Origin of the sequence: Qipengyuania intermedia (genome assembly GCF_019711615.1) — a bacterium.
Classification (GTDB): Bacteria; Pseudomonadota; Alphaproteobacteria; order Sphingomonadales; family Sphingomonadaceae; genus Qipengyuania; species Qipengyuania intermedia.
Genome location: NZ_JAIGNS010000002.1, coordinates 938394 through 964941 on the forward strand (window position 1 = coordinate 938394; position 26548 = coordinate 964941).

Annotated in this window: 21 protein-coding genes; 14 read left to right on the forward strand and 7 right to left on the reverse strand. The window is 63.2% G+C overall.

Going from position 1 to position 26548, the window contains the following annotated elements; translation table 11 throughout:
* Positions 1 to 186: 186 nt before the first annotated feature.
* Positions 187 to 849: an outer membrane protein gene (locus K3179_RS10955; protein ID WP_221564927.1), complete on the forward strand. Its 663-nt coding sequence runs from the start codon at positions 187 to 189 to the stop codon at positions 847 to 849.
* 53 nt (positions 850 to 902) lie between these two features.
* Here K3179_RS10955 and K3179_RS10960 read toward each other — a convergent pair whose 3' ends face one another.
* From K3179_RS10960 to K3179_RS10970, 3 genes are read right to left on the reverse strand one after another with little or no spacing between them, the layout of a single operon-like run.
* Complete coding sequence (locus K3179_RS10960; protein ID WP_221564929.1) at positions 903 to 1391, reverse strand: invasion associated locus B family protein; 489 nt, start codon at positions 1389 to 1391, stop codon at positions 903 to 905.
* Entirely contained in the window at positions 1384 to 1863 is a 480-nt protein-coding gene (locus tag K3179_RS10965) for a GreA/GreB family elongation factor (protein WP_221564931.1), read from the reverse strand. The genes K3179_RS10960 and K3179_RS10965 overlap by 8 nt, the downstream gene beginning before the upstream one ends.
* A 23-nt stretch (positions 1864 to 1886) precedes the next feature.
* Positions 1887 to 3827: a lytic transglycosylase domain-containing protein gene (locus K3179_RS10970; protein WP_247712948.1), complete on the reverse strand. Its 1941-nt coding sequence runs from the start codon at positions 3825 to 3827 to the stop codon at positions 1887 to 1889.
* A 105-nt stretch (positions 3828 to 3932) separates the two neighbouring features.
* On the opposite strand from K3179_RS10970, the gene dapA reads away from it, so the two are divergent.
* From dapA to alaS, 12 genes are all read left to right on the forward strand, one after another.
* Positions 3933 to 4814, forward strand: a complete 882-nt coding sequence (dapA, locus tag K3179_RS10975) for a 4-hydroxy-tetrahydrodipicolinate synthase (RefSeq protein ID WP_090478643.1) — start codon at positions 3933 to 3935, stop codon at positions 4812 to 4814.
* A gap of 72 nt (positions 4815 to 4886) precedes the next feature.
* Positions 4887 to 5369, forward strand: coding sequence for an SsrA-binding protein SmpB (gene smpB, locus K3179_RS10980; RefSeq protein WP_090478640.1), 483 nt, complete (start codon positions 4887 to 4889; stop codon positions 5367 to 5369).
* 124 nt (positions 5370 to 5493) lie between these two features.
* Positions 5494 to 6078 (forward strand): DUF2062 domain-containing protein, encoded by a 585-nt coding sequence (locus tag K3179_RS10985; protein ID WP_221565621.1) that lies wholly within the window; start codon positions 5494 to 5496, stop codon positions 6076 to 6078.
* Entirely contained in the window at positions 6075 to 8558 is a 2484-nt protein-coding gene (locus K3179_RS10990) for a hybrid sensor histidine kinase/response regulator (RefSeq protein ID WP_221564936.1), read from the forward strand. Before K3179_RS10985 ends, K3179_RS10990 begins: the two co-directional genes overlap by 4 nt.
* A 37-nt stretch (positions 8559 to 8595) precedes the next feature.
* A complete protein-coding gene (locus K3179_RS10995) occupies positions 8596 to 10119 on the forward strand; it encodes a DUF4139 domain-containing protein (protein WP_221564938.1) in 1524 nt (507 codons plus the stop codon).
* 13 nt (positions 10120 to 10132) lie between these two features.
* Complete coding sequence (locus K3179_RS11000) at positions 10133 to 11755, forward strand: DUF4139 domain-containing protein (RefSeq protein ID WP_221564940.1); 1623 nt, start codon at positions 10133 to 10135, stop codon at positions 11753 to 11755.
* 110 nt (positions 11756 to 11865) lie between these two features.
* Entirely contained in the window at positions 11866 to 12927 is a 1062-nt protein-coding gene (gene recA, locus K3179_RS11005; RefSeq protein ID WP_090478629.1) for a recombinase RecA, read from the forward strand.
* A gap of 205 nt (positions 12928 to 13132) precedes the next feature.
* Positions 13133 to 13759: a glutathione S-transferase family protein gene (locus K3179_RS11010; protein WP_221564942.1), complete on the forward strand. Its 627-nt coding sequence runs from the start codon at positions 13133 to 13135 to the stop codon at positions 13757 to 13759.
* 96 nt (positions 13760 to 13855) lie between these two features.
* On the forward strand, positions 13856 to 15022 hold the full coding sequence (locus K3179_RS11015; RefSeq protein WP_221564961.1) for a nucleotide sugar dehydrogenase: 1167 nt from the start codon (positions 13856 to 13858) through the stop codon (positions 15020 to 15022).
* Positions 15022 to 16044, forward strand: coding sequence for an NAD-dependent epimerase/dehydratase family protein (locus K3179_RS11020; RefSeq protein WP_221564963.1), 1023 nt, complete (start codon positions 15022 to 15024; stop codon positions 16042 to 16044). Before K3179_RS11015 ends, K3179_RS11020 begins: the two co-directional genes overlap by 1 nt.
* Positions 16037 to 16876 (forward strand): class I SAM-dependent methyltransferase, encoded by an 840-nt coding sequence (locus K3179_RS11025; protein WP_221564965.1) that lies wholly within the window; start codon positions 16037 to 16039, stop codon positions 16874 to 16876. The genes K3179_RS11020 and K3179_RS11025 overlap by 8 nt, the downstream gene beginning before the upstream one ends.
* A gap of 73 nt (positions 16877 to 16949) precedes the next feature.
* Positions 16950 to 19613 carry an alanine--tRNA ligase gene (alaS, locus tag K3179_RS11030; protein WP_221564967.1) on the forward strand — a complete coding sequence of 888 codons (2664 nt, stop codon included), beginning with the start codon at positions 16950 to 16952 and terminating at the stop codon, positions 19611 to 19613.
* A gap of 41 nt (positions 19614 to 19654) precedes the next feature.
* Here alaS and K3179_RS11035 read toward each other — a convergent pair whose 3' ends face one another.
* Entirely contained in the window at positions 19655 to 19834 is a 180-nt protein-coding gene (locus tag K3179_RS11035) for a hypothetical protein (RefSeq protein WP_221564969.1), read from the reverse strand.
* Between the two features lie 53 nt (positions 19835 to 19887).
* On the reverse strand, positions 19888 to 21648 hold the full coding sequence (locus tag K3179_RS11040) for a cation:proton antiporter domain-containing protein (RefSeq protein WP_221564979.1): 1761 nt from the start codon (positions 21646 to 21648) through the stop codon (positions 19888 to 19890).
* A 139-nt stretch (positions 21649 to 21787) separates the two neighbouring features.
* Between K3179_RS11040 and K3179_RS11045 the strand changes: the two genes are divergently transcribed.
* The gene (locus tag K3179_RS11045) at positions 21788 to 24184 is read left to right on the forward strand and encodes a S8 family peptidase (RefSeq protein WP_221564982.1); all 2397 of its coding nucleotides are present in this window, start codon (positions 21788 to 21790) and stop codon (positions 24182 to 24184) included.
* A 2-nt stretch (positions 24185 to 24186) separates the two neighbouring features.
* Here K3179_RS11045 and K3179_RS11050 read toward each other — a convergent pair whose 3' ends face one another.
* Entirely contained in the window at positions 24187 to 25842 is a 1656-nt protein-coding gene (locus K3179_RS11050; RefSeq protein ID WP_221564984.1) for a carbon-nitrogen hydrolase family protein, read from the reverse strand.
* Between the two features lie 147 nt (positions 25843 to 25989).
* The gene (locus K3179_RS11055; RefSeq protein WP_221564986.1) at positions 25990 to 26490 is read right to left on the reverse strand and encodes a hypothetical protein; all 501 of its coding nucleotides are present in this window, start codon (positions 26488 to 26490) and stop codon (positions 25990 to 25992) included.
* Between the last annotated feature and the right edge of the window lie 58 nt (positions 26491 to 26548).

The window sequence follows — 26548 nt, forward strand, 5'->3', positions numbered from 1 at the left end:
GCACCGTTCGTCGAAATTTTCGCCCGCTGCATTTGGTCGACGGCAGGATGCATTTCGTCGCTAATTTTGTTGCGCGCCTGCAACACTTTCTTGTTGTGCAAGGTTAATGAAACGCCAGTCGGAAACCGCCGTTGAATGGTTCCACGCGCCGCACATGGCGCGTCGAAAACAACAATGGAGTTTACTATGAAAAAGGTTGCAACACTTCTGGTCGCCGGTTCGGCAATCGCCATGGCAGCCCCTGCCGCGGCACAGGACAATTCGCCATTCACCGGCCCGCGCGCCGAAGTCGTCGGCGGTTACGATGTCAGCAAGGCTGGCAGCTCGATCGATGACGATGTTAACGAAGACAACGACCAGTCGATCGAAGGCGTCGTTTATGGCGTTGGCCTCGGTTACGACTTCAATGCCGGCGGCGTGGTCCTCGGCCTTGAAGGTGAACTGACCGATTCCACCGCAGACGTCGAATTCGACGATGGTGACTTCGAAGGCTTCGGCCTCGGCGACGTGAACGCCGGCCGTGACCTTTATGTCGGCGCCCGCGTCGGCGTGCTCGCACAGCCGGACCTGCTGGTCTACGCCAAGGGCGGCTATACGAACGGCCGTTACAACATCAACAGCTCGTTCGACGGTGAAGAGTACGCCGCCAAGCTCGACACCGATGGCTATCGTCTGGGTGCCGGCGTCGAATACGCGCTGGATGCGAACACTTTCGCCAAGGTCGAATATCGCTATTCGAACTACAGCGATGCGGAACTCGACTTCGAAGGCGATATTGCCGACGTCGATGTCGGTGAAATCGATACCGACCGTCACCAGGTCATGGTCGGCTTCGGCTACCGTTTCTAATCGTAGCTGAGTGAAGTGAAGGGCCGGTGGCAGCGATGCCATCGGCCCTTTCCTTATCTGAAGCGTCGACAGCCCAGGGTGGCCGCGTCGATCGCGGTCGCGGCGCCTGCAAGCTTGTAAGCATCGGTAAAGCGGCGGCCATTGGCCCCGATCGCCGTGACACGCATGGTCGGTGCCGATCGCATGGCGGCGATGATCGCGGCGTCCATGGCTTTGTCCCGCGCCCAGGCCTTGTTCCCGTCTACAATCATGGAAAAGCTCTGGCGGCCGATGCGCAAACTGGCCTGTTTGGCGCGCAGGGGTTGCGACAGGCGCAGGTGGACCTGCCCGCGGATGCCTCGCTTCGGCCAGTGTCCTACGGTCGCATAGCCGCTGGATGCGGCGCCGTCGCGCGCGGGTGCGGCAGCGGCGATTGCATAGCAACGCGGCACATTGGCGTCGAGGAATGCGGCCCAGCCGGAAAAGACGCCAAGGCTGTCCTTGGCCGCGAGCGGAGTGGCTGCGGCGATCATTACGGCGAGGGCTGCGGCGAACCTAGTCATAATCGATGGCGACGACTTCCCATTCCTTCATGCCGGATGGAAGCCTTACCGTGCGCAAATCCCCGACACTGGCACCCCTCAATGCGCGGGCGAGGGGGCTGGACCAGCCGATCCGGCCCTTGCCTGCGTCCTGCTCGTCATCGCCGACAAGAGTGACGGTCTTCTCGTTATCGTCCTCGTCGGCCATTGTGACGCGCGCGCCAAAGAAGGCCTTGCTCTTGTCCGGCTGGTCGGTCGGGGAGATGACCTGCGCTGCCTTCATCCGCCGGGCAAGATGGGCGAGCTCGCGGTCGATTTCGCGCATTTTCTTGCGGCCGTAGAGGTAATCGCCGTTCTCGCTCCGGTCGCCATTGCCCGCAGCCCAGCTGACGATTTCGACGATCTCCGGGCGTTCCTTGCCCAGGAGATGGTCGTATCGTGCCTTCATGGCGGCATAGCCGGCCGGTGTAATCGGGTTGCTGCGGGTCTGCATAAGGCGGCGAGCCCTAGCGCAGATCAGCGCCCGACGTAATGGCGGATATCGCGCTCGTAGGAGGCGGACTTGTCGGGGTGCAGATTGGCATAGGTCACCGCGTTCCCGATCACGCGCATGACGTAATAGCGTGTTTCGAAATTGGCGGGGATCTGCTCGATCCAGGACACCCAATCGACCGCTCCGGTGCGCGGGTCGCCGTTGAGGCGCAGCCACTGGTTCACCCGGCCCGGACCCGCGTTATAGGCCGCAATGGCCAGCGGATAGGCGCCGTTATAGCGATCCATGAGACGTGCGAAATGCGCGTCGCCGAGGCGGATGTTGTAGCCGGGATCGCCCGTGAGGCTGGCGGACATGTACTGGACGCCGATCTTGCCCGCTTCCTCGCGCGCAGTCCCGGGCATGAGCTGCATCATACCGCGCGCGCCGGCGTGGCTGACGCGTGTGCGGTCGAACTCGCTTTCCTGACGGGCGATGGCGTGGACCATGGTCCAGTTTGCGCCCGAATGTGTCGGTACGGTCGGGAAACCCAGCCATTCGAAGTCCGCGAAATCGCGCTCCCCGGCAACCATTCCGGCAACCACCGCCATTTCCTCGAGCCCGGTCTCGCGTGCGAGTTCGGCGACGAGGGCCATTTCGGCAGGCGTTTCGGCATTATCCGCGATAGCCTCGAAGAAGGCACGCTCGGTCTGCCATGCACGGCGATTGCGAGCCATTTCGCGCAACGCGAGTGTCAGGGGCTGCGCGTTGAAAGCAGCGCGCTGTTCAGCGGTGGGCTGGACGGGAGCGGCCTTGGCGAAATTCTTGACCGGACGGCCAAGCTCGCTGAGCGCCAGCTGGCCATAGTAATATTCGGGGTGGCTCGCGGCCATTTCCCAGTAACGGCGCGCTTCATCGCGGTCGCCCGCCTTGGCGGCTGCACGACCCGCCCAGTAAAAGCCCTTGGCGCGGGTGAGCTGCGTCTTGGCAGCAGCACCATAGCGATAGAACAGCGGAGCCGCTTTCGCCCCGTCACCCATCGACCAGAGCGCCTTCGTTCCGCCGAGCCACATCAGGTCGGTGTATTTGTCGCGCAGCTGGAAGGAGCCTTCGGAGATATCGGTCCCGGGCGCGAAGAGGTCGTCCACCTTGCTGGCGATGGCGACCGCCTGGGCAGTTCCGGCACCTTGGGCTGCACGCAGCGCTTCGGTGACAAAGTCGGCCCCGTCGAACGCCGGGCTGGATGCGGGTGCACGCGTTGCCAGCAGGTTGATCGCCTGTGGCAGGCGGCCATTGCTGCGGTAATAGCGCGCGAGATTATAGACGTAGCCGCTATCGTTCATCGCGCCGGAGGGCACGGTGAGGCCGATGCTGGCCGGATCAGTGCCCTGGAGCAGCGCAAGGCGTGCCTGCGCCATGTCGCGATAAGCGGGCGAGACGCGCACGATCTGACGTGCAGCCGCTTCCTGCTGGCCCTGCCACAGGAGCGCGTCCATGCGCGCATCGTGATCTTCGGGCGACAGGCGCTGGCCGAACAGGCCCTGCATATAGGCTTCTGCCGGCCCGCTCATCGAACCGCCACGCCATGCTTCACGCGCAAGGTCGAATGCTTCCGGACGGTTCATCGCCGCAAGTGCCAATGCGTAGCGCGCCTTGGCACCATTCGAGAGGGGAGGGTTCTTCTCGAAAAAGGCGACCAGCGATTGCGGCGAGATCGCCTCGTTATCGAGCGCGGCCTCGGCCCGGCGCTGGATCAGCGCGGCCTTGGGAAATTCGGGATAGGTCGACAGGAAACCGGCGTATTGCGAGAAGGAGAGATCGTCTTCCTTCGTCAGGTATTCCCACTGCGACAGCGCCTGCGTCATGCGGGTGGGTTGCTGTGCCACCAAGCTGCGTTCGGGTACGGCGATCGTCTGGGCGATTGCGGGGCTCGCCAGTGCAGTACCGGCGAGAAATGCGAACGAAGCGAAAGTTTTATTGGCCATGCTGGACATAGTGCCCGGCCCCTCCTTATCAGGCGCTGAATGAATTGCGGCACGGGTCGCCACAAAGCGTCCCGTTTTCATACCTCTAACGCAGGACTCGCGTAAATGTTCTCTGGCTCAATTCCCGCTCTTGCGACTCCTTTTCGCGACGGATCGTTCGACGAGGCTGCGTTTCGCAAGCTGGTCGACTGGCAGATCGAGAATGGCAGCAAGGGACTGGTCCCCTGCGGCACGACCGGAGAGGCCTCCACGATCTCGAATGCAGAGCACCACCGGGTGATCGAGGTCTGCATCGAACAGGCCGCCGGACGGGTGCCCGTGATCGCCGGTTGCGGGTCGAACGATACGCGCAACGCGCTGCTCCACATGCAGTTCGCAAAGAAGGCGGGGGCGGCGGCGGGCCTGTGCGTTGCGCCTTACTACAACCGGCCTAGCCAGGCGGGCCTGATCGCGCATTTCAGCTTTCTTGCAGAGAACAGCGACCTGCCGATCGTGCTCTACAACGTTCCCGGCCGCACGGTGACCGACATCGAGGACGATACGGTCTGCGAACTGGTCAACAAATATCCGGACCGCATCGTCGCGATCAAGGATGCGAGCGGCGATTTGTCCCGCGTGGCCGATCACCGCATGGGTATCGGCCGCGATTTCTGCCAGCTTTCAGGAAACGACGAATTGTGGCTTCCGCATAGCGCCGCGGGCGGATCGGGCTGCATTTCGGTGACGGCGAACGTCGCGCCGGCCCTATGTGCCGAGTTCCACGAGGCCATTGCCGCTGCCGACCTGATCAAGGCGCGCGAGATCAACGACCGCCTCTTCCCGCTGCATTACGCGATGTTCTCCGACGCGAGTCCGGCCCCTGTCAAATACGCCCTCAGCCGGGTGCACGACTGGTTCCCCGACGACGTGCGCCTGCCGATCTGTAAGGCGAGCGACGCCAGCCGCAAGGCGGTCGACGAAGCGCTGGAGCACGCCGGACTGATCTGATTCTGAAGGGAAGGGCAAGCGCCGAGCTTTCCCTTCACCTTTCGATCCCAAGCGCCTACATGCACCGCCGATATGGCACGACCCAAACCCGCTACCTTCGACAAGCAGAAAACCGTCGCCGACAACCGGCGTGTGCGGTTCGACTATCATGTCGAGGAAACCTTCGAGGCCGGCCTTGCGCTTCAGGGGACCGAGGTGAAGGCGCTGCGTGCGGGCGAGGCCAGCATCAAGGAAAGCTATGCGGAAGTGCGCGACGGGCAGGTCTGGCTGATCAATGCCAACATCCCGGAATATTCGCATGGCAACCGGCTCAATCACGAACCGCGCCGTCCGCGCAAGCTGCTGCTGCATGAGCGCGAGATCGAAAAGCTTTTCGGCGCGGTGGAGCGCAAGGGGATGACGCTGGTCCCCCTGTCGATCTATTTCAACTCGACCGGACGGGCGAAAGTCGAACTTGCGCTCGCCAAGGGCAAGCAGGCGCACGACAAGCGCCAGACGATCAAGGACCGCGACTGGAAGCGCGACAAGGCGCGCCTGATGCGCGAAAAGGGATGAGGCTTCAGGCGACGGAAACGTCCATCGTGCTAGGCGTGTCTCCCATCATGGTCTCTTCACCGCATAAAACTGGCAAGACCGGCTTGTGCAGCGCACAGGCCAGCGCCATGTCGGGATCATGGCGATGAGCGGTAAGAGGTCGAAAACCTGGGCAGCGGACATGATCCGCAAATACATGCCCACGCGCGAAGAAATGGCGCGCAACAAGTACCTCAAACCCATCGCGCACCGTTTCCTGACGCCCGAGCTGTGGCGCTTTACCCGCCGCAGCGTACCGCGCGGGGTGGCGCTTGGCCTTTTTGCGGCATTTATCGTGCCGATCGGGCAGATTTTCCTCGCGGCTTTCCTGGCGCTGCCCGCGCGGGCTAACGTGCCGCTTTCGGCATTTGTTACTTTCGTCACGAATCCCTTTACCCTGCCGTTCTGGCTGCTGGTCGCCAACAAGACCGGCAAGACCATGCTGAACATAGACGCGACGCTGGGCGGTGGGGCCGGTTCTCTGGCAGAGGATGGCGGGGCGCTGGCACGCTGGCTCGAGGTGGGGGGCGTGACCGCTTTCGGCTTCCTTGTGCTAGCCCTCTTCAGTGCGGGGCTCGGGTACCTGATCGCCAGTTTCGCATGGCGCTATATCGTCGCCCGCAAGCGTCGCAAGCGGCTGATCCGGATGGAACAGCGGCTTAGCGAACGCCTGAAGGAGCGTGGCCAATGAGCCGGGCCGATCCAGGCGAGGCACAGATCCTCCCGCCGATCCCGCTGTTGTTCGGCATCGTTTTCGCGCTTGTGACCTCGGTCGTGCTGGTTTGGCTGGTGGCAGGCTCGTCACTGGTGGCGCTGGCCTATGGCGGCGGCTTGCTGACGGTCCTGCTTACGCTGCTGCTCGCAGCGCGCTTGAAGGCACCCGAGGAGGCAGGCCAGCTTGCCCAGCCGGATTGGGCGGTGACGGCAGCCGCAATCGAGAACCGGCGCCGGGCAGTGGCGATCATCGACCGCGCCAACCGCCTGGTATGCGCCAATGCGACCTACGAAGACTGGTTCGGCGGGCAGGTTGCCCCGCACGAGATCAGCTTGTCGGAACAAGGCAGGAAGCGGCTCGCCGACGCCGCGCGCCAGGCGTGGCGCGAAGGCGAGGCGCAAAGCGAGGAGCTCGAGACGCCGTCCGCCGAGCGCAAGTTCAGCCTGCGTATCGAGCGCGTGGGGCGGGGCGAGGATTACCTTGTCTGGCGCTTCGGCGAACGGGTCGAGGAAGATGGCCACGACACGCTGGCGGAGCGGGTTTCCGGCCCCTTCGGCGCGATCCTGTCGAGCGCTGGCATCGAACTGGCGCTGGTCGCGCCCGACGGCATCGTCCAGGCGGCTACCCCCGGCCTTGCCGAACGCGCCGCCGGCAATTCCGCAGACAGCCTCGCCGGGCAGGAGTTCGTCCAGCTGCTGCGGTCCGACGACCGCGACCGCATCTTTTTCGCTCAGGAAGGCCAGCAGGGCACGCCGCAGACGCTGGTGCACATTCCGCTCACCCAGCCGCAGGCGGACAAGAAGAAGGCCGCCGACCAGTCGCCATCGCTGATGTTGCTGGTCGATAGCAATGTCGGTATCGGTGGCGGCTGGCAGGGCAGCGGCAAGGCTGCCGTCCCGCAGCTTGAGGCCTTGTTATCTGCCTTACCGCTTGGTCTTGCGTTGACCGACCGCGACGGGCGTTTCCTTTATGCCAACAAGGCGTTCCTGCGCGCAGTCGAGCGCGAGGAAAAGGGCTTGCCGCAATTCCCCTCCGACCTCGTGGTGCGCGAGGACAAGCCGGCCATTTCCGACACCGTCCGCCGCTTTGCGCGAGGCGCCACGTCGAGCGGGGACATGGCGGTCCGCCTGTCGGGCGACAAGGAAGAGCCGGTTTCCATCGGCCTAGCCGGTGTGCGCGGCCTTGGCGATGCGGCGGTCCTGCTGTCGATCTCCGATTCCACCGAGGAGAAGCGCCTTCGCCGCCAGGTCGCCCAGGCGACAAAGATGCAGGCCGTGGGCCAGCTGGCAGGCGGTGTCGCGCACGATTTCAACAACGTGCTGACCGCAATCATCGGCTATTGCGATCTCATGCTTCTCCGCCACACGCCGGGCGACAGTGATTACGACGATATCCAGCAGATCAAGGCAAACTCCAACCGCGCGGCCAGCCTGACGCGGCAATTGCTCGCCTTCAGTCGCCAGCAGACGCTGCGCCCCGTGGTGCTCCAGCTTCCCGATGTTGTAAGCGAGGTCAGCCAGCTTCTGAAGCGCCTCATGGGCGACAAGATCGAGTTCGCCGTGCGCCACGACCGCGAGCTGGGACCGGTCCGTGCCGATCCGCAGCAGCTGGAGCAGGTGATCATCAACCTCGCGGTGAATGCGCGCGATGCGATGCAGGCCCATGCGGCCAAGTCCGGCAAGGAAAACTGGAAGGGTCGCCTGACGCTCGCCACGCGCCGCGTTTCGGCGCGCGATGTGCGCAAGATGGGCATCGATATCATGCCTGCCGACGATTACACGGTCCTCATCGTGCAGGACACGGGCGGCGGCATCCCGGGCGAACATCTCAGCAAGATTTTCGAGCCGTTCTTCACGACCAAGGAACAGGGCAAGGGCACAGGTCTCGGCCTCTCTACCGTCTATGGTATCGTGAAGCAGTCGAACGGCTTTATCTTCGCCGACAATATCGGCGGCCCCGACGGACGGCCTGCCGGTGCCCGCTTCACGATCTACCTGCCGGTCCACAAGGGCGAGATGCCCGCCGTGACCCGTCCGGAGGATACGGAAGAGACCAAGGCCAGCGAATGGTCGGGCGGCGGCAAGCTGCTGCTGGTGGAAGACGAGGACATGGTCCGCGCGGTCGCCGAACGTGCGCTTACCCGCGCCGGCTACCAGGTCACCACCGCGCGCGACGGCGAGGAAGGCCTGGCAGCGATTGCCAATGGCACGACCGAATTCGACCTGATCGTATCCGACGTGGTGATGCCCGCGATGGACGGTCCGGCAATGGCGCGGGCCATTCGCAAGGTAAAACCGAAAATCCCCATACTTTTCATGTCGGGTTATGCAGAAGAGCAGTTGCGTAACGATATCGACATCGACAACATGCACTTTATTCCCAAGCCGTTCAGCGTACAGCAAATAAACGGCAAGGTATCAGAGGTACTTGGAGAACAGGCCAAGACGGACGCCTAAGTAATCGGGCGCCCCTGGCAGCGGTAAGGGGACTGCGATGAAGGCGTATTCGATTTCGGCACTGGCGGGACTGGCAATTCTCGGCGGTGCTCCGCTGCTGGCCCAGACCGCGGAACAGGCTTTGACGGACCCCGATGCCACCGCACAGGGCGACGTTTCCGTTACCATCTACAACAACGGACAGGCGCTGGTGCAGGATGTGCGCCAGCTGTCCATCGCTGCCGGACGCAGCCGGATCGAATTTCCCGACGTCTCCGCCCGCATCAGACCGGAAACGCTCAGCTTTGCGGCTGCCGGAGCGGGCATCGTCGAGCAGAATTTCGATTTCGACCTGCTGACCCCTACCAAGCTGATGGAGAAGGCCATCGGCCAGACCATTACGCTTATCCGCACCAATCCGGCGACCGGCGCAGAAACGCGCGAGCGCGCCACCGTGCTTTCCACGGCGGGGGGCGTCGTGGTCAAGATCGGCGACCGCATCGAGGTGCTGCGCGACGACGGGCTTCCGGTCAGGGCCGTCTTCGACCGCGTGCCGACCAATCTGAGGGCGCGGCCCACCCTCTCCGTGACCGTGGACAGCACTCGCGCCGGAACGCGGCCCGCGTCGATCCGCTATCTCACGCCGAGCCTTGGCTGGAGCGCCGACTATGTCGCCCTGTTCGATGAGGAGAAGGGGACGGTCGACATGCAAGGCTGGGTGACTTTGACCAACCAGACCGGCACGACCTTCCATAATGCGGACACGCTGCTTGTCGCCGGATCGCCCGGCTCGAACGGTTACGATCCGCGTCGCCGGCCCGCTCCGCCACCGCCGCCGCGGGGCAGTTCGATGGTGCCGGGCACCGAAACCGCGGATCGCGAACGGCTGGGCGATTTCTATCTCTATCCGCTCTCCGAGCGCACCACGATTGCGAACAACCAGACCAAGCAGGTGAGCTTCCTCGATGTGCAGAGCGTTCCTGCACGCAGGCGCTACCAGCGCACTGTCGACTGGCTGACCAATGACGACCGCTCGATCAACGTCGCCAGCCAGGTGCAGTTCGGCACCAGCCGCGACCAGGGCCTTGGCGATGCGCTGCCTGCCGGGGCGGTCCGCTTCTACCAGCGCGATGCCGAGGGCAATCCGCAGTTCATCGGCGAGAACAGCATCGGCCACACGCCGATGGGCAGCGAACTGACGCTGCGCACCGGTGACGCCTTTGACGTGCTGGTGCTTGCCGAGGTCGTCGACCGTGAGAAGATCACCGCCAGCGAATACGAGAAGAGCGCTCGCTATCGTGTCATCGAGAACGGTGAGGTCACCCGCGAAGTCGAGGTCGAGGAGGCCAAGACCTTCTGGCGCACCACCATGCGCTATACGATCACCAACGCAAAGCCGACGCCGGTCGAAGTCGAACTGGCGCAGGGCGGCCTCTATCGCGGCTGGTGGTCGCGCGATTACCGCGTGATCAGCGAAGACGTCGCCGGGCGCAGCGTAGGGCTCGACCGGCGCGAGTGGACGGTGCCCGTGGCTGCGAACAGCAAGCGTGAAGTCACCGTGACTTTCGAAACGCGCTACTGATCGCCGACCCGGCGTGATCCGTCCTCTCCTCCTTGTTGCGGCGCTCGCGGCCATCGTTCCGGCCGGCGACCTGCTGGCACGCGAAACGGTCGATGCGTCTGCGCCGAACGAGCTCGCGGTGACCGTCTATCGCGATCCGCAGAGGGGCCAGGACCAGCGCATGGATCGCCGCTGGCCGCGCGGCTTCGCCATGATCAGCGAAGTGAGGACGGTTACGCTGCCGCCGGGCGAATCACGCATTCGCTTCACTGGTGTCGCGGAAGGCATGGTGGCCGTCAGCGCTATCGTGACAGGCTTGCCGGGCGGGACGATCGAGAAGAACCGCAATGCCGACCTGCTCAGCCCCGCCGCCCTGGTCGACCGCTCGCTCGGCAATCGCGTCACGATCACCCGGACCGATCCGGCCAGCGGGGTGGCAAGTTCCGAAAGCGCCATCGTGAGGACCCGCGCCGACGGCGGGCTGGTCCTTCAGACACAAGACGGCTTCGAGGCGGTGCGGTGCTCCGGCCTGCCGGAAAAACTGACCTTCGACGAGGTGCCATCGGGCCTTTCCTCGCAACCGGTCTATTCGATCGACACGCGCAGCGATGCGGGCGGGACCTATGCCGTCACCCTGTCCTATCTTGCCTGGGGGTTCGACTGGGAAGCCAACTACGTCGCCCGGCTGCAGGAGGCGAGGGCGGGCGGCGGCCTGAGGATGGAATTGCTTTCCTGGCTGACGATCCTCAACGACAATGGCCAGAGCTTTCCCGACGCCGACCTCATGGCGGTGGCCGGGACGCTCAATGTCGAAAGCGATTTCGAGGAGCTGGCGGACGAACCCGAAGCGCGTCCCTTGCGCCTGACCTGCTATCCATTGGGCAGTACGGCTACCGGGTCCCCGCTTGCCTACCCGCCGCCACCGCCTCCTCCTCCGCCCCCGCCGGCCGCGGTCATGGCGATGGACAGCGAAGCGATCGTCGTGACAGGCAGCCGGATACAGAAGGTCATGGCCGAAGCGGCCGCGCCGCTGTCCGTGATCGCGGCCGAAGAAGCATTGGGCGACCTGAAGCTCTATCGCATACCCGAGCCCGTGACGGTCGCCGCGCAGGGCCAGAAGCAGGTCGCTTTCCTCGACAAGGACGAGGTCGATGCGCGCTTCGTCTACGTGGTGACCTGCGACTATGGCGAGATCGACGATGCGGACGAGGTCGAATATTTCGATCCAGCCCGGCTGCTCCTCGTCACTAAAAACGACAAGGCGAGGGGTCTCGGGCAATCCCTTCCGATGGGCGGCATCGCCATTTACGAACCCACCGCGTTCGGTGATTTGCTCGTAGCCGAAACCCGCCTGCGTGATTTTGCACTGTCCGAGGACATCGAACTCGACCTGCCGCAAAGCACGCAGGTCTTCGCCCAGTGCGGGGAGGTCGACCGCGAAGACACCGAGAAGGAACGCCGCTGGGTCCGCAAGCGCGCGCAGGTTTCGAACGCCAACGACACGCCTGTCACGGTGCGGCTCGACCTGGGAACAGCGGGCTACACGAAAATTCGCGGACTGAAGAACACGCGGATCAAGGATGGCAGGCTGATTTACGAGACCGAAATCCCGGCCAATTCCCGCAGGATCGTGCGGTTTCGCGAACGTAACGACTAGCTTTCTTACAAAAATTTCGTTCCACTCTTGTTCTTGTGGAACAAACGCGGTACACCCTGTTGTGTTGAAGAGTCGAAAACGGCTCTGGAAAAGCGAAAGGGGTATGTGTCATGGCGGCCAGTCTGAAGCTCGTGAAGGATAAAGAAATGTCTGCAGACCGTCAGAAGGCGCTCGATGCCGCCCTCGCACAGATCGACCGCGCGTTCGGTAAAGGCTCGGCGATGAAGCTGGGCAGCAAGGAAGCGATGAACGTGGAATCGATTTCCACCGGCTCGCTCGGCCTTGATATCGCGCTCGGAATCGGCGGCCTGCCCAAGGGCCGCGTGATCGAAGTTTACGGCCCGGAAAGCTCGGGCAAGACCACGCTGGCGCTGCACTGCATCGCCGAAGCGCAGAAGGCCGGCGGCACCGCTGCCTTCGTCGATGCCGAACACGCGCTCGACCCGGTCTATGCCAAGAAGCTGGGCGTCGATATCGACGAACTGATCGTGTCGCAGCCTGACACGGGCGAACAGGCGCTGGAAATCACCGATACGCTGGTACGTTCGAATGCGATCGACATCCTCGTGGTCGACTCCGTCGCCGCGCTGGTGCCGCGCGCCGAAATCGAAGGCGAGATGGGCGATAGCCATGTCGGCCTCCAGGCGCGCCTCATGTCGCAGTCGCTGCGCAAGCTGACGGGTTCGATCAACCGGTCCAAGTGCATGGTGATCTTCATCAACCAGCTGCGCATGAAGATCGGCGTGATGTACGGCAACCCGGAAACCACGACCGGCGGTAACGCGCTCAAGTTCTACGCCTCGGTGCGCCTCGACATCCGCCGCACCGGCCAGATCAAGGACCGCGACGAAGTGGTCGGCAACTCGACCCGCGTGAAGGTCGTGAAGAACAAGGTCGCGCCGCCGTTCAAGCAGGTCGAATTCGACATCATGTATGGTGAAGGCATCTCCAAGATCGGTGAAATCCTCGATCTTGGCGTGAAGGCCGGCATCGTCGAAAAGTCGGGCAGCTGGTTCAGCTACGACAGCGTCCGCATCGGCCAGGGCCGCGAAAACGCGAAGACCTTCCTGAAAGAAAATCCAGAGATGTGTGCCAAGTTGGAAGCCGCCATTCGCGGCAAAACCGACGAGGTCGCCGAGGAGATGATGACCGGTCCGGACGCGGACGACTGATCACTGACCCTCGAAGCGGGAGCGTGGGTGGCACTTCAACCCCTGCCACTTGCAAGCCGGACTGTCCCCCGGTGCTCCCGATGAAACGGAAAGCCGGTGCGCGCACTCCTTGATGGATGTTGCCGCACCGGCTTTTCCGTATCCGCCACTGGCAATACGTTTCCGGTGCGACTAGGCAGTTCCGGCTATCAATCGGGAGCCCGGAATGACCGTAATCGTCCACCACCTGAACAACAGTCGTTCGCAGCGCATCCTCTGGCTGCTGGAAGAGCTGGGGGCCGATTACGAGATCCGTTCCTACCAGCGCGACGCCGAAAGCAATCTCGCACCGCCCGAACTCAAGCAGGTCCACCCCCTCGGCAAGTCGCCGGTTATCGAGGATGACGGACGGATGATCAGCGAGAGCGGGGCGATCATCGAATATCTGTGCGAACGGCACGGCGGCAAGGACTGGCTGCCCGACCGCGGCAGCGATGCCTGGATCGATCATCTCGAGTGGATGCAGTTCGGCGAAAGCTCCTTTTTCGTGCCGGTCATGCTGAAAATCTATGCCGGCAGGCTGGGAGACGCCGCCGCTCCGCTGATGCCCCGGGTGGACGAGCAGCTGGCGGCACATGTCGCCTATGCCGAAGAGAAGATCGGCGACGATCTCCATTTCGTCGGCGGGGACTGGAGCGCGGCGGACGTGATGATGAGCTTCCCGGCAGAGATCGCCGTCATGCAGGGTTTTGCCGACAAGGCGCCCAAGCTTGCCCGCTTCGTCGAAGCCATCCATCAACGCCCGGCCTGGCAGCGTGCGCGCGAAAAGGGCGGCGCCTATTTTGTCTGGTAATCCCGGCATTGCGGCAGGCCGGCGCGCCAACCATGTACCGGGCGGCGCCGCTTCGCGTGCAGACGCCCACACACGTAAGACAAGACAGGTAACTCCATGAAGATCGCGGTTTTCGGACTTGGATATGTCGGATTGTCCAATGCCATCATGCTCTCCCAGCATAACAGCGTCGTCGGCGTTGACGTCTCTGCAGAGCGGATTGCCATGCTTCGCGACCGCCGGTCCCCCATCCAGGACGAACTGGTCGAGGAATATCTGCCGAGGGACGATCTCGACCTCGAGTTTACGACCGATTTCGACGCAGCGGTAGAAGGCGCGGAATTCGCCGTTGTCGCAGTGCCGACCAATTACGACCCCGAGACCAATTTCTTCGACACTTCCGCCGTCGACTCCGTCACGCAGAAGGTGCTGTCCGCAAACTCGGAGGTCACGGTCGTCATCAAGTCGACGATCCCGGTCGGCTATGTCGCATCGGCGCGGGAGCGCTTCGGCAGCGATCGCATCATTTTCAGCCCTGAGTTCCTGCGCGAAGGCAAGGCGCTTTACGACAACCTCCACCCTTCGCGCATCATCGTCGGCGAACAGTCGGACAGGGCCCGCAAATTCGCCGATCTCCTGCTTCGACCCGCACTCGACGAGGATGTCCCCGTGCTCCTCACCGATGCCGACGAAGCCGAAGCGATCAAGCTGTTCGCCAACACCTATCTCGCCATGCGGGTGGCCTTCTTCAACGAGCTCGACAGTTACGCCCTGTCGCGCGACCTCGACACGCGGCAGATTATCGAAGGCATCGGTCACGATCCGCGGATCGGGTCGCATTATAACAACCCCTCGTTCGGCTATGGCGGATATTGCCTGCCCAAGGATACGAAACAGTTGCTGGCGAATTACAGCGAGGTTCCGCAAAACCTGATCCGCGCGATCGTCGATGCGAACCGCACGCGTAAGGATTACCTAGCCGACCGGATCATTGCCAAGCAGCCCAAGACCGTCGGCGTCTTCCGGCTCGTGATGAAGGCCGGGTCGGACAATTTCCGCCAGTCTTCGATCCAGGGCATCATGAAGCGCATCAAGGCCAAGGGCATCGAGGTCATCGTCTACGAACCCGTCATGGAGGAAGACAGCTTCTTCGGTTCGCGGGTCGAGCGGGACCTCGAGGCATTCAAGCGGTCCAGCGATGTCATCGTGGCGAACCGGCTGACCGAAGAGCTGGCCGATGTGCGGGACAAGGTCTTCACGCGCGACCTCTTCGGAGCGGATTGATGCAGGAAAACCTCACGGCGCTCGTTACCGGGGCGGCCGGTTTCATCGGGTATTTCACCTGCAAGCGCCTGCTGGCAGATGGTTTCCGGGTTATCGGCGTCGACTCGCTCAGCGATTATTACGATCCGGAGCTGAAGAAGCGTCGCCAGTCCGAACTGCTCGAAGATCCGAATTGCCGCATGATCAACGAGGCGATCGAAAAGCCCGGCCTGCTGATGGGTCTTTTCGAAGCCGAGCGACCGGATGTCGTAGTGCATCTCGCGGCGCAGGCCGGGGTTCGCTATTCGATCGACAATCCGCGCTCCTATCTGGAGAGCAATCTCGTCGGCACATTCGAACTGCTCGAAGCGGCGCGCGCGCATCCGCCGCAGCACATGCTGCTGGCTTCCACGTCCTCTGCCTACGGCGCGAATACGGAGATGCCGTATCGCGAGACGATGAAGGCGGATCACCAGATGTCGTTCTATGCGGCGACGAAGAAGGCGAACGAGGCGATGGCGCATTCCTACGCGCACCTCTTCGACCTACCGATCACGATGTTCCGCTTCTTTACGGTCTATGGCCCGTGGGGGCGGCCCGACATGGCCCTGTTCAAGTTCACCCGCGCGATGCTCTCGGGCGAGCCGATCGATGTCTACAATCACGGCGAGATGATGCGTGATTTCACTTATGTGGAAGACCTCGTCGAGGCCGTTCGCCGCCTGATCGACGCGTCGCCGGTGCGGCCCGGAGATCCGGTCGATATCGAGGAAGGGGACAGCCTTTCCCCGGTCGCGCCGTGGAGGGTCGTCAATATCGGCAATTCAAAGCCTGTGCAGCTTGGCGACATGATCGCGGCCATCGAGGCGGCGCTCGGCGTAACGGCCAAACGCAATTTGATGCCGATGCAACCCGGCGATGTTCCGGCGACATGGGCGGATGCGGAACTCCTGCGCAGGCTGACAGGATATGTGCCCTCGACCGATATAAAGGAGGGCGTTGCGAGTTTCACGCGCTGGTACAGGGACTATTACGATGTCTGATGCGGGCGTCTCAGGCTCCGAATGGACGGGAAGGACCGGCAAGAGCTGGGCGCACGAGTGGCAGCGGACGGATCGCAGTTTCGGCCCGCTCACGCAGGAACTCGTGGCCGAAGCGACCGCAGTGCCTTTCCAACGTGCTCTCGATATCGGGTGCGGCGCGGGAGAGGTGTCCATACGCCTGGCGAAAATGGCTCCTTCGGCAAAAGTATCCGGTGTCGACATAAGCGACGAATTGCTCGCCGTCGCACGCGAGCGTGCGGTAGACTTGCCGAACGCCAGCTTCGAACTGGCCGACGCATCGCGCTGGAACGCGGCAGCAGATGATAAGCCGGACCTCGTGATTTCGCGCCATGGCGTGATGTTCTTCGACGATCCGGTCGCTGCATTTACTCATATTTCGCGCCAGGCCGCTGCGAAATCGCGCCTCGTTTTCTCCTGTTTTCGTGAGCGGTCCGAGAATGAGTGGGCGCGCGAGTTGGCGTCGGTCCTCGACGTTTCGACAGCGCCTTCCGACCCGCGGGCGCCCGGGCCGTTCGCGTTCGGCGAGCAGGATTACGTGGCGGGCATCCTTGAGAAGGCAGGGTGGGGATCCCCCCGGTTCGAACCTATCGATTACGGCATGATTGCAGGCGAGGGGGCAGATGCTCTGGACGACGCGACGAGCTATTTCCTCAGGATCGGCCCTGCGGCGCGCGCGATTTCGGAAATGTCGGGCGACAAGCGGGAGGAGGCGATCTCGCGATTGCGCACGATGCTCGGTGCCCATCGCGAGGCAGAGCGTATCGAATTGCCCGCCAGTTGCTGGATCGTAAGCGCCACATCGGCCCGATAATCGGGGAATCTGCACACTTTCAGCGGTCTTTCGCGCTTGTCGGGTGCGCGCCGATTGCTTACTTGCGCTTGCCATGACGTCGACCAACGAAATCCGCCGCTCCTTCCTCGATTACTTTGCCGCCAATGGGCACGAGGAAGTGCAGAGCGCACCCCTGGTGCCCTTCAGCGATCCCACACTGATGTTCGTCAATGCGGGCATGGTGCCGTTCAAGAATGCGTTTACCGGCCTCGAAACGCCGCCGGCGCCGCGTGCGACGAGCTCGCAGAAATGCGTGCGCGCAGGCGGCAAGCATAACGATTTGGACAATGTCGGCTACACCGCGCGCCACCATACCTTCTTCGAAATGCTCGGCAATTTCAGCTTTGGCGACTATTTCAAGGAACAGGCGATCGACCATGCGTGGACGCTGCTGACCAAGGAGTGGGGTCTCGATCCCGAAAAGCTGCTGGTTACGGTCTACCACACGGACGACGAAGCTTTCGACCTGTGGAAGAAGCGCACCGGATTTGCCGACGACAAGATCATCCGCATCCCGACCAAGGACAATTTCTGGGCCATGGGATCGGATGGTCCGTGTGGCCCGTGTTCGGAAATCTTCTACGACCACGGCGATCACATCTGGGGCGGCCCTCCGGGCAGCCCGGAAGAGGATGGTGACCGCTTCGTCGAAATCTGGAACCTCGTCTTCATGCAGTTCACGCAGGAAGCGGACGAGATCGTCGGCGACCTGCCAAAGCCCAGCATCGATACCGGTATGGGCATCGAGCGCGTAGCGGCGGTCATGCAGGGCGTGCATGACAATTACGACACCGACACTTTCAAGGCGCTGATCGGAGCCAGCGAGGCGCTTACCGGAGTGAAGGCCGAAGGCGACCAGCGGGCCAGCCACCGCGTCATCGCCGACCACTTGCGCTCGACCAGCTTCCTGCTGGCCGACGGCGTCCTGCCGAGTAACGAAGGCCGCGGCTATGTCCTTCGCCGCATTATGCGCCGTGCCATGCGCCACGCCCACCTGCTGGGTGCGAGCCAGCCGCTCATGCATCGCCTCGTGCCCGAACTCGTCAGCGAAATGGGCGCTGCCTATCCCGAACTGGTACGCGGCCAGCCGCTGATTCAGGAAGTGCTGGAGCGCGAAGAAACGCAGTTCCGCCGCACGCTCGACAAGGGCCTCAAGCTCCTCGACGAAGCCACCGGCGACATGGGCGAGGGCGGCACGCTGGACGGCGAGACCGCGTTCAAGCTCTACGACACCTATGGCTTTCCCTACGACCTCACCGAAGACGCGCTGCGCAATCGCGGTATCGGCGTCGACAAGGACGGCTTCGATGCCGCCATGGCGCAGCAAAAGGCAGCTGCGCGCGCAGCGTGGAAAGGCTCGGGCGAGGCGGCCAGCGAGGAAGTCTGGTTCGACATCGCAGAGCGCGAAGGCTCGACCGAGTTTACCGGCTACAGCTCCGACACGGGCGAGGCGGAAGTCGTCGCTCTCGTAAAGGACGGAGTGGAACTCGACAGCGCGTCCGAAGGTGACGACGTGATCGTGCTGACCAACCAGACGCCCTTCTACGGCGAGAGCGGCGGCCAGACAGGCGATGCCGGGCGCATCTGGACGCCCGAGGGCCTCGAGATCGCCGTTTCGACGACGAACAAGCCGCTTGGGCGTTTGCACACGCACGTCGCCAAGGTCGCCAAGGGAACGATCAAGGTCGGCGATGCCGTCCATCTCGAAATCGATGCCGGGCGCCGCGATCGCATCCGTGCGAACCACTCGGCGACGCACCTTGTTCACGCAGCGCTGCGCAATCGTCTCGGCGGCCATGTGACGCAGAAGGGCTCGCTCGTTTCGGACGATCGTTTCCGCTTCGACTTTTCCCACCCCAAGCCGCTGTCGGACGAGGACATCGCGGCGATCGAAGCCGAGGTGAACGAAGAAATCCGTGCAAACGAAACCGTCGGCACGCGCCTGATGACGCCCGACGATGCCGTGGCTGCCGGCGCCTTGGCGCTGTTCGGTGAGAAATACGGCGACGAAGTCCGCGTCCTGTCGATGGGTCGCAGGGGCGACGAGGGCACGAATTACTCGGTCGAACTGTGCGGCGGCACCCACGTCGAAGCGACGGGCGATATCGGCCTGTTCAAGATCGTCAGCGAGAGCGCAGTCAGCTCCGGCGTACGCCGTATCGAAGCGCTGACGGGAGAGGCGGCACGCCAGTGGCTGCTGACCCGCGACGAAACGGTGCGCGCAATCGCGGGCGCTCTCAAGACCTCTCCGGACGAAGCCGCCGCGCGCGTGTCGGCCTTAGTTGAAGAGCGCAAGCGCCTCGAAAAGGAACTTGCCGAAGCCAAGCGCGCCCTTGCGTTGGGTGGCGGCGGCTCGGGTGATGCTGCGACTGCCGACGAAGACATCGGTGGTATCACCTTCTCCGGCCAGGTGATCGAGGGCCTCAATCCCAAGGAACTGCGCCCGCTTCTCGACGAGGCGAAAAAGCGCATGGGATCGGGCGTTGCCGCGATTTGTGCCGTCAACGACGGAAAAGGCGCCTTTGCCGTTGCCGTGACGGACGATCTTACCGATCGCGTCAGTGCGGTCGACCTCGTCCGTGCCGGCGTCGAAGCCTTGGGCGGCAAGGGCGGTGGAGGCCGTCCCGACATGGCGCAGGGTGGCGGTCCCGACGGGGCCAAGGCGGACGATGCGCTTGCCGCCGTCCGCACCGCGCTCGAACGCGAAAACGCCTGACGGACCGGGGTCCGTCAGGCGCTTTCAAATCTTACCGTAGATCAGGCGCTGGGCGTTTTCTTCGTCACGCCGCTGGAGCCCTGCTCGATATCGTAACCTTCGGTATCGCCGGGTTTGCCGCGTAGTTGATCGGGGGCCTGGTCCTTCAAGGGATCAGCCACGTTCTGCGGCTTGAACTTTTCGTCGTTCGGGATCGGTTTGGTTGGATCTGTGTCGCTCATTTGTGTCTCCTTTGCCTAACCAACGCATCGGAAACGCAAGAGTTCACATAAAATCAGCCGTCTATCGTGCCCGAGCGTAGCTTCGGCTTATAGGTCAGCGCGCCGTCCTCCTCGATCCGGGCGCGGAATTCGTCCCGCTTTTCGTGAATGGAGGCGATGACAGGCCCCATGGCGACGCCGATGTCGACCAGCACCGCTTCGGACAATTGCAACGTCGCCTCCAGCGTTTCGGGCACGGCATGGCTTGCTCCGGCACGATAGAGCGCGGACGCATGTGCAATGTCGCGTGCGCGCGCCACGATCAGGAGATCGGGGTAACTGGCGCGCAGCTTGGCGACCACGCGCTGGGCGAGGATCGGCTCGTCCATGGTGAGGACGACCGCAAGCGCATTCTCGATCCCGAGATGCTGCAGCACATCGCCCCTGGCAGCATCGCCGAAGACCGCGCGGTACCCCTTCCGCTTCGCACTTTCGATGATGTCGGCATCGGCATCGATCGCGATGTAGGGTTTCTCATGCTCGTCGAGCATTTGCGCGATCAGCCGGCCCACGCGGCCCGCGCCGATGATGATGACCCGCGGTTCGCCCTCGTCATCTTCCGGAAGCTCGGGAGCGGGCTCGACGCGGCGGCCGACCACGCGGCCTAGCCGTGCAAGAAGCGGCGTGAAGGTGAGACCGATAGCGGTGACGATCTGCCAGAATTGCGCAGTCCCGGGCTGGATCAGCATGGCGCTGCTGGCGGCAGCGAGCACGATCAGGGTGGTTTCCGACGGGCTGGCCATCAGGATGCCCGTTTCCGCAGCGGTGCTCCGGCGTGCGCCCATCAGGCGCAGTAGCGTCCCGGTGAGCAGGGCCTTGAATACGAGGACGCCGAGCACGGCGATGGCGATCATGCCGATGTTATCCCAGATCGTTCGCAGGTCGATGCTCATTCCCACCGTAATGAGGAAGATACCGAGCGCCAGGCCCTTGAACGGCTCCATGATGGTCTCGACTTCGCCGTGATATTCGGTTTCCGCGATGAGCAGGCCGGCGATCAGGGCGCCGACGATGGGCGACAGCCCGACGGCTGCCGTGGCCAGGCTCGAACCGATGACAACGAGCAGGGCGGCGGCGAGGAATAGCTCCGGGCTCTTGGTGCGCGCGGCCTGTGCGAAGAGGCGGGGAAGGGCGATCCTGCCCGCGATCATCATCACCGCGATGACCAGGGCACCCTGCCACAGCGTGTCGATCATCCCGCTCCAGCCCTCTGCCTGCGCATTGGGGGCCATGGCGCCGAGGATGAAGATGATCGGAACGATCATGATGTCCTCGAACAGCAGCATGGACAGCGCCGCCCGTCCGACCGGGCTGGTGCTGCCCGAAATTGGCAGGACGATGGCTGTCGAGGAAAAGGCGAGGGCGAAGCCCAGCGCCAGCGCGCCGGTCCAGTACTGCCCCATCATGGCCAGAACCGCGGCCAGGCACAGGCCGCCGATCATCAGCTCCATCGCACCCAGTCCGAAGACCAGCCTTCTCAGTTGCCATAGGCGGTTAAAGGAAAGTTCGAGACCGATTGCGAAGAGGAGCAGGATGATCCCGAATTCCGCAAATGGCTCCAGCGCCTCGGGATCGGATATGGTTATATGTTCCAGCAGTGGTCTTTCGTAGACCAGCTGCCCGAGGCCATAGGGGCCGACGAGAATGCCGATCAGGATGAAACCGATGACCGGTGTGATGCGGAATCGCGTGAAGACCGGGATCACTAGGCCCGCCGCGCCCAGGATGACGAGTGCGTCGGAAATTGCGGGAGAAGCGAGGTCGCCAGATGCCATGCACTTGCCTTATGGTCTTCGGCTGTCCTTGTCATCCGGCTTTGCGCGCTGAATGCACGGGAGAATTGGCCGGTTCAGGGTTCGCTAACGCAAAAGCGATAGATCGGCGGTGAAAGGTCGCACTTTGAAGAGAAACCCAATGCGTTCGAACCTGCTGCGTGCATGCGCTGCATTGAGCATGGCGTCCGTCCTCTACGCCTGTGGAGGAGGGGGTGGCAGCGACCGCCCGATCAGCACGCCGCGTCCGGCGCCTACGCCCACACCGAGCCCGACGCCGACGCCGAGTCCCACGCCGACGCCAAGTCCGACGCCGTCTCCGACCAACTTCCAGACACGCGAGTTCGACCAGTCGGACGGTCCCAAGTTCCATGGCGCGATCACCGCGTGGGAAAATGGCGCGACGGGAGCGGGGTCGATCATTGCGGTCATCGATTCCGGCATCGATCTCGACAGCCCCGAATTCGCCAATCGTATCCATCCCCAGTCGCAGGACGTCGCGGGCAACCGGTCCGTCAACGGGGTCGACGACCACGGGACCAATGTAAGCCTGGTCGCGGCGGGTGCGCGCGATGGCATCGGTGTGCTCGGCATGGCGTTCGACGCCGAAATCCTTGCACTGCGCGCCGATTCACCGGGCAGCTGCGCAACCGACACGCCCGATGATCCCTCGCTGGGATGCAGCTTTTTCGACCGCGACATCGCTCGCGGGATCGACGTAGCTGTAAGCGCCGGGGCAACCGTGGTGAACCTCAGCCTTGGTGGCCAGTCACCGGGTAATGCGGTTCTCGACGCTGTCAGGCGTGCCTCTGCTGCAGGGGTCGTGATCGTCGTTTCGTCGGGCAATTACGGTGACGGCAGCGATCCCGATTTCGACCAGTTCCAGCCCACCCCCTTCGCCAGCGATATCCGGGCTGCCGGCGGCGACAATGTGATCATCGTCGGCTCGGTCGACGAGAACGGCGATTTTTCCAGCTTCGCCAATCCGGCCGGCAACGACGCGCAATATTACCTCTCGGCGCGCGGCGAGGCGGTCTGCTGTGTTTACGAAGACGGCGAGATCTACATCGAGACGACCTCGGAAGGGCAGTTCGTCATCCTGTTCTCCGGCACCAGCTTCGCCGCGCCGCAAGTCGCTGGTGCGGTTGCCCTGATCCGGCAGGCATTCCCCAATCTCAGCGGCGCGGAGATCGTCGAGCTCCTGCTCGAAAGCGCGAGGGACGGCGGGGCCGTCGGCACGGATGCGATCTTCGGCAGGGGAATACTCGACGTTGCCCAGGCCTTCCGTCCCGCCGGCGCAATGTCGGTTGCGGGGACCACAATTCGTCTGACCGGAAACCAGCCGACTGCGGTGGGATCGCCGGCGATGGGCGACGCGCTTTCTTCATACGGCGGCATGGCCGTAATCGCGACCGACAAATACGATCGGGCCTTCTCGGTCGATCTTGGCGGGGGCTTGAAGGACGCGAACCGCGACAACGACAGGTTGCGCGCAGCCCTTGCGACGGGTGCGACGCGCCATGTCGTGAACGAGGGTGCGCTATCGATGGCATTCAGCGTTTCGGACAGGCTCGCCGCACGGGGAGGGCTGGAAGCTCCCACGGAACTCCTCCTTTCGAGCGGCGAGGCGGACACTGCCAGATTGCTCGCCGGCAGGGTCATCGCGCGGTTGTCGCCCAAGATGGCATTCGGCTTTTCGGTCAACGAGGGCGCCCGCGGCCTGACGACGCAGTTGGCAGGCGCGAGCGAACCGGCGTTCCTGATCGCCGGTTCGGGTAACGGCGCGTCCCCCTTCCGAAGCCGCGACCAGCGCGCGTTTGCGGCAGGTTTCGATCTCTCGCCGGACGCAAGCGCGACGGTGACGTTCGAAGAGGGGCGCATCGCTCTGGGGACGGATGCATTGCTTATCGACCGCCAGCCCGAAGTGTTCGACCGTCTGGGCTTCGCGCGCGCAGGTATCGAACTCAGCAGCCTGGGGCTGCCGGTCGAAAGCTCGGTCGCGGTGGACTGGATGCGGGAAGACAAGACGCTGCTCGGCGGCTGGTTCGGCGGGTCCCTGGGCGGCGCGGGATCGCAGAGCCTCACCGTAACGACGCGGCTCGCGCATTCCTTCGGGTCATACTGGACGCTCGGCGGAGCGTATCAGAACGGGTGGTTTTTTGCCGATGAGGCAGGGCTCATAAGCAATTCGAAGGGTCTTAGGTCCTCCGGCTGGTCGGTGGATTTGCAGCGCCGCGGTGTCTTCGGCCTCGCCGACAGCATGGCGTTCCGCCTGTCGCAACCGATCCGCGTGGAGCGCGGCGGGCTTAACCTGCGCGTACCGACCGGCTACGATTACGCGACCGAAAGCGCGCTTTTCTCCAACCGACGTCTCTCGCTGGCACCCAGCGGGCGGGAAGTCGTTGGCGAAGCACGCTGGACCGGGCCGGTGTCCTTCGGCTGGGGCGGCGCTTCGCTGTTCTATCGTCACCAGCCCGACCATGTCGCAGACAGCCCGGCGGAAGTCGGCGCGGCAGCGACTTTCAACGCCCGCTTCTAGCCTCAGCCGCCACCGGGACCGGCAGGACCAAGCGGCTCCCGGCGCGGACGGGGTTTTCCGGGGTGCTTGCCGTCCTCATCCCACTCGATGCGGTAGAGGTCGAAGCGGCGGTCGGCGAGGTTGCGGACCGTGCCTTCCGCGCGCGCCCATTGCAGGTCGGCGAGGTTCACATCGCTGATGGTGAGCGTCTCGACATTCTCGGTGGACTCGGCCGCAATCCCGTCGCGCGCGAAGGGAAAGTCGCAAGGTGTCAGGATGCAGCTTTGCGCATACTGGATATCCATGTTCCCGACGTTCGGCAGGTTTCCGACATTGCCGGAGAGCACGACGAAGCACTGGTTCTCGATGGCGCGTGCCTGGCCGCAATAGCGCACACGCAGATAGCCCTGGCGACTGTCGGTGCAGAAGGGCACGAAGATGATGCGCGCGCCTTCGTCGGCAAGGCGGCGGGATAGTTCGGGGAATTCGCTGTCGTAGCAGATCTGCACGCCGATCGGGCCGCAGTCGGTCTGGATCACCTCGACCTTGTCGCCGCCCTTGATGTTCCACCAATACCGCTCGTTCGGGGTGGGGTGGATCTTCTCCTGCGCATGCACCGATCCGTCGCGCAGGCAGACATAGGCGACGTTATGGATGTCGCCGTCGTCCATGCGGGTGGGGTGGCTACCTGCGATGATGTTGATGTTGTAGCGCATAGCCATTTCGGAAATGTCGTCGCGCAGGCGAGGGGTGTATTCGGACAACCGCTCGATCGCCTCGACCGGAGAAAGTTCCTTCTCCTCGAAACTCAGCAACATAAGCGTGAAAAGTTCTGGAAAGACTATGAAGTCCGATTCGTAATCGCTTGCAACATCGACGAAATATGTGACGTGACGCATGAACTCTTCATAGTCCGCCACTGCGCGCGCCTGCAGCTGGCAGGTTGCCACACGAACCGCCTCGACCCCGCGTGGGATACGCTTTTTCACCGGCTGGTCGCGCTCCACATAGGGGTTGCGCCAGACCATCATCACGGCGTTCGCCATGCTGGCCTTGTCTTCGGGAAGATAGCCTTCCATCACCCGCTCCGGCTCGAAGCCGTTGGCGAGCTGGAAGCGCAGGACGGGATCGTGCAGCTTCCCGGCCACGACCTGGTCGAGATAATCCTGCGGGCCATCGACCTTGCGGCGCAGGCGGCGGTAGTTCGGCATACGCCCGGCAAAGACGATGCCGGTCAGGTCCTTCTCCTCGGCCAACGCGCGGCGTTCTTCGTAAAGACGGCGCCCGATGCGCACGCCGCGCACCTTGGGATCGACACACATCTCGTAGCCGTAGAGCCAGTCGCCGGTCGGATCGTGGCGGCTGCCGTAGCCATTGCCGGTGATCTCGTCCCAGTCATGCTCCTGGAAAGCCAGCGCTTCGGCAAGTTGCATCGTCGCGCAATAGCCGACCACCTCGTCGTCTAGAGTGGCGACGAAGCACCCTTCCTTGAAGTTGTTGATCTGGCCGCGGATTTCGCCGTGGGTATAGGCGGGCATGTCCTCGTAAACCCGCCGCACGAGGTTCGCGATGCCGGGAATATCCTTGATCTTCGCATTGCGGACGTCGAGCCGCTTCTGCCCGAACTTTTCGCTGCCCTTGCGGCGAGTGGTGCGCTTCTTTGCCGGCTGCTTGGCCATTTTAACCCCGTGTATTTCGATCGACCCCAAACGAAAACGGGGCCGGCGTTGTGCCGACCCCGATGATCTGGCTTATCGTGCTAACGAGCAAGTCGCATGGCGGTTTCACGCGGCTGGTTGCACCTGTCCCGCAAGCGTGGCCAGCGACTAAAAATCTTCTGCAGAAAACAAGGCGGTTACATCACCGCCGTTGGATGCAAGCTCTTGCTCGACCTGCTTCCGACCTCGATAATACATCAAAGCCGGATGGGTTTGGCCGCTCTCTTCCAGATTTTTTACGTCACTGGGGCTGAGGGCGCTCTCCTGCGCAACATGATCGCAATACCCCTCGACCTTCCATCGCGGCTGCAGGGCCATGGCGACGAAACCGAAATGGTTGAGCAGGACACCATGCGTTTTCTCATGGGCGATAACCGAGGAAAGCTGGCGCGAGCCGCCAACTCCGGGCCCGCGTACGACACGATCCGCGTCAAAGTCGGCGCGATTGATAATCAGCTTCTGACCCGCGAGCCGGGTGAGGCCGAATGCACCGCGTGACTGGTTTGCCAGCCAGACCCATCTCCAACCGTCGCGGGTGAAGAAAATATCGCGGGTTTCACTGTCACGCGCGATCGGGCTCGCCGCAACCAGCGTGTCGGCACGCTCCATCACGCGCGCAAGATCTGCTCGGTCGATCGGCGTTTCCGACCAGACGCGATTTCCTTCG

Bases quoted from the DNA above. Each gene is read 5' to 3' on its own strand.
- smpB (WP_090478640.1), top strand. From the start codon at position 4,887: ATGGCACGACCCAAACCCGCTACCTTCGACAAGCAGAAAACCGTCGCC.
- K3179_RS11015 (WP_221564961.1), top strand. From the start codon at position 13,856: ATGAAGATCGCGGTTTTCGGACTTGGATATGTCGGATTGTCCAATGCC.
- K3179_RS10960 (WP_221564929.1), bottom strand. From the start codon at position 1,391: ATGACTAGGTTCGCCGCAGCCCTCGCCGTAATGATCGCCGCAGCCACT.
- K3179_RS10990 (WP_221564936.1), top strand. From the start codon at position 6,075: ATGAGCCGGGCCGATCCAGGCGAGGCACAGATCCTCCCGCCGATCCCG.
- K3179_RS11040 (WP_221564979.1), bottom strand. From the start codon at position 21,648: ATGGCATCTGGCGACCTCGCTTCTCCCGCAATTTCCGACGCACTCGTC.
- alaS (WP_221564967.1), top strand. From the start codon at position 16,950: ATGACGTCGACCAACGAAATCCGCCGCTCCTTCCTCGATTACTTTGCC.
- K3179_RS11050 (WP_221564984.1), bottom strand. From the start codon at position 25,842: ATGGCCAAGCAGCCGGCAAAGAAGCGCACCACTCGCCGCAAGGGCAGC.
- K3179_RS11035 (WP_221564969.1), bottom strand. From the start codon at position 19,834: ATGAGCGACACAGATCCAACCAAACCGATCCCGAACGACGAAAAGTTC.
- K3179_RS10995 (WP_221564938.1), top strand. From the start codon at position 8,596: ATGAAGGCGTATTCGATTTCGGCACTGGCGGGACTGGCAATTCTCGGC.
- K3179_RS11045 (WP_221564982.1), top strand. From the start codon at position 21,788: ATGCGTTCGAACCTGCTGCGTGCATGCGCTGCATTGAGCATGGCGTCC.
- recA (WP_090478629.1), top strand. From the start codon at position 11,866: ATGGCGGCCAGTCTGAAGCTCGTGAAGGATAAAGAAATGTCTGCAGAC.
- K3179_RS11010 (WP_221564942.1), top strand. From the start codon at position 13,133: ATGACCGTAATCGTCCACCACCTGAACAACAGTCGTTCGCAGCGCATC.
- dapA (WP_090478643.1), top strand. From the start codon at position 3,933: ATGTTCTCTGGCTCAATTCCCGCTCTTGCGACTCCTTTTCGCGACGGA.
- K3179_RS11055 (WP_221564986.1), bottom strand. From the start codon at position 26,490: ATGGAGCGTGCCGACACGCTGGTTGCGGCGAGCCCGATCGCGCGTGAC.
- K3179_RS11020 (WP_221564963.1), top strand. From the start codon at position 15,022: ATGCAGGAAAACCTCACGGCGCTCGTTACCGGGGCGGCCGGTTTCATC.
- K3179_RS10985 (WP_221565621.1), top strand. From the start codon at position 5,494: ATGAGCGGTAAGAGGTCGAAAACCTGGGCAGCGGACATGATCCGCAAA.
- K3179_RS10955 (WP_221564927.1), top strand. From the start codon at position 187: ATGAAAAAGGTTGCAACACTTCTGGTCGCCGGTTCGGCAATCGCCATG.
- K3179_RS10965 (WP_221564931.1), bottom strand. From the start codon at position 1,863: ATGCAGACCCGCAGCAACCCGATTACACCGGCCGGCTATGCCGCCATG.
- K3179_RS10970 (WP_247712948.1), bottom strand. From the start codon at position 3,827: ATGGCCAATAAAACTTTCGCTTCGTTCGCATTTCTCGCCGGTACTGCA.
- K3179_RS11025 (WP_221564965.1), top strand. From the start codon at position 16,037: ATGTCTGATGCGGGCGTCTCAGGCTCCGAATGGACGGGAAGGACCGGC.